At 60.6% G+C, this 2817-nt stretch carries 4 protein-coding genes; 1 reads left to right on the plus strand and 3 read right to left on the minus strand.

Annotated features, from left to right (window positions below; translation table 11 throughout):
- Positions 1-942: 942 nt before the first annotated feature.
- Positions 943-1323 carry a hypothetical protein gene (locus AC1DU6_RS26005; RefSeq protein WP_477860648.1) on the plus strand — a complete coding sequence of 127 codons (381 nt, stop codon included), beginning with the start codon at positions 943-945 and terminating at the stop codon, positions 1321-1323.
- 144 nt (positions 1324-1467) lie between these two features.
- On the opposite strand, the gene AC1DU6_RS26010 is transcribed toward AC1DU6_RS26005, so the two are convergent.
- The 3 genes from AC1DU6_RS26010 to AC1DU6_RS26020 all read right to left on the minus strand — a co-directional run.
- Positions 1468-1872, minus strand: coding sequence for a hypothetical protein (locus AC1DU6_RS26010; RefSeq protein WP_477860650.1), 405 nt, complete (start codon positions 1870-1872; stop codon positions 1468-1470).
- The gene (locus tag AC1DU6_RS26015) at positions 1872-2306 is read right to left on the minus strand and encodes a hypothetical protein (protein ID WP_477860652.1); all 435 of its coding nucleotides are present in this window, start codon (positions 2304-2306) and stop codon (positions 1872-1874) included. Before AC1DU6_RS26015 ends, AC1DU6_RS26010 begins: the two co-directional genes overlap by 1 nt.
- On the minus strand, positions 2303-2817 hold a 515-nt coding region (locus AC1DU6_RS26020), incomplete at its 5' end, for a hypothetical protein (protein WP_477860654.1). The genes AC1DU6_RS26015 and AC1DU6_RS26020, both read right to left, overlap by 4 nt.

Consider the following 2817-nt stretch of genomic DNA (forward strand, 5'->3'; position numbering starts at 1 on the left):
AGACCGGCTGGTGGCGATCATCGTGCAGTGTGAGGAGCAGCGGGACAACGCCCTTGCGGCGTTCGTGGCCAGGCACTTCCCGGCAGCCTGGCACGCTGGCGAGCCGCGCTCCGTTTGCGGCTGATTCCGCGCACGCGCGCGATGCGTGGGTTCCGCACATTCGCAACGGCTCCAGGCTTTTAAAGCCCGCAATCCCCGCAGAGATCAAGCCGGGTTTCCGGAGTTTCCGAGGGCGCTAGGGGCATGTGTTGGTACGCGGTGCGCAGGGCGGTACGCAGCTGCTGGCGGCGTGGTTGCCATCATGGTTTCCACGCGAAGGAGCCAATGCGGTGTTAACTAGCCTGGTAACGGGCGCACTAACTGCGGTGCTAACCAAGTGCCGCTAACCTTGACAGGGCCTTTACGGAATCCGCTGCTAGCGACGGCGCAAAGTTCGCAGTCCTGCCCACAAGAGGCTCTTAAGAATCAAGGGTTTGCGCCGTGGGAAGCGGTCCGAAAGTTCGCAGTTCGCCAGGTTGACGGTCAAGGTGGCGTTTCGCAACAGGGCTGCCGCCCGCAAGCCTGCGCCAGTAATGAGAAACACCCCGGGCAAAGTAGCTTCACGCGCTGAATTTCGAAACGCTCGTCCGACCGACGCCGAAGCCGGACATTCACCCGTCGCCAAGGTGCATGGGTTGGCGGCTGTCCACCCTGCGGCAGGCCGGCATCGATCTGCTATGAGCATCCGGACGGCGTACAGTGGCGTCGGGCCACGGCCCCCTGCTTCACCTCCCTGAGCAGGCCTCGACGTGACAGCGCCGAGGGTTCAGCCCCGGCCTTGCGCCGGGGTTTCTTTTGGAGCGCCGCCAGTCGCAAGCCCCTTGGTTTCTCCGGATGCCGATTGCGTGGCCACTGCTAGGCTTCACGCGACGACAGGGGAGCCGGATGAGATCGAAGTGCATAGTGCCGCTGTTCCTCGCTGTCGCAGCGATGACTGCGGCGGCCCAGGAGTCTCCACTTTGCGAGACGAACAGGCTCTTAATCGAGACCTCGCTAAAGGTGATCGCGCAAGACCTGCAGGGCGTCGTGCGGGACGAATTTGACGCAGCGATGGACGGTCGGCGAGCGCCAATCGTGGCTGGCCCCGTCCGCGTGGCCAGCGCCTGGGGACAGATCAATGCATCCCAGCTTCACATGCAGGCGCTCGGATGCAAGCCGTATGCAGAGCCCATTGACCCCGGCTACTACAACGAAGCGGTTTTCGCCTGCAACCGAGATAAGAGCAGGGAGCGCAAGGCTTGCGAGCGCCACACCTGGGAGCGCGTAAAGCCTGCCAGCAAATAGTTGCACGCCGTCGCGTGGTCCGTTGCTTAGATGGCGCCGCGGTGCAAGTTCTCCACATGAGCATCCGTGCAGCAGACTGGCGGCATGGACCCCGCAACATTTCCGGCCGCAGGCCCTCCCCGCTCGCAGCGCGTCTGCCAGCGGCTATGCGGGAGCCACCACGGGGGGAGTGTCAGGGACTGAAACGACGAAGCCGGTTTCCGCCAGCACGTTCTCTCCCAGTCGCAGGACAAACCTCGTCTCGCCAGGGGTGGAAATGACAAACTGCTCAAACCTGATTACGGAGCGGTGTCGATTTTTGCCCTGGAAATTGGCAATGACTGGATATCGGCCTATCGATACGCCGCCCGATGAAATTTCCAGTTCAGCGGTCAACTCCAGCGGATCGCCTTCGTCCCGCCGCTTGTCCCAGAACAGGCTGACGACTGGAAGCATCGTCGGTAAGCCTTGAGTCTCAAAATCTTCTAGCAATTCGATCAGAGAGGTCGAATTCGTTTCTTTGTCGATCAGAACCCTGCGACAGGCCGCGAACAGCACAGTGCTGATCATCAGACGCCGCCTAGAACGGTGAAGCTGGCGGTGCTGGTCGATGTGCGACGCGACTGAGCCATCTCTGGGGGCCTCGGCGTGATCGTTATGGTCGAGCTTGACACGGCGCTCGTCCGATCCTGCTTGCCTTGGAGCAACTCATCGATCCAAGGCAAATCGGATGCGCGCAACTGCTGCGCAACCATAGGATCAAGCTCGACCTTCTTGCCCAGGAGGGCGAAGAGCAAGGCGTACAAGGCGGCCGCCTTTTCCAGCGTGCGGTCAAACGCGGCCAGCTCGTTGGCCAGTTCGTGAACAAGGCTCGCGACTGGCTGCGTGCTCGATAGCGACACGACGAACGGGTGACCGCTGAAGCGCGTACGCACGAAGCTCGCAGAATTGGCCGCTGCGAGCGATGACATGAGGCTGATGAGGTCCTGTCGAGGGATGTTCACGATGAACCCAAGATTATTTGCGAAACGAGCGCCGTCTGAGCGGAGCGGTTGACTCGGTAGAAAGTGAAGTCGGTGCCGTAGACGCTTCGATGCACCCAGTGAATGTACTCGCCGCCCTGCGCGCCCCACTTGCTCACGACTTTGACCCCTTTTAATAGTCCTGTCGTGACAGCTACGACGACGCCGGAGTGATGAGGGCCGCCTTCTGGGTCGAGGTAGATGACGACATCACCGGCCGCAACTTCAGCATGAGAAATGGCCTTGTAGCTGTCATCCTCAAGAATCTTTGCGACAGACTTGTCATCAATACATGTGCGCCGACTTCCGAACGTCAAGCCATGGCAGTTGTAAGTGGGATCGAAGCCGGCACRTTCTTGGACTTCGTAGGTTTGCTTCCAAAGTTCGTGAAGCAGGTCCTCATTGCCGTTGAGGTCAAGGAATTGACGATTGGGGATGGCCCAACCGAGCGCTGTTTCTGTGGTGATGGACGTCACCTGCTCTCCCTTTTGTC

The organism is Roseateles sp. P5_B10 (assembly GCF_056400485.1).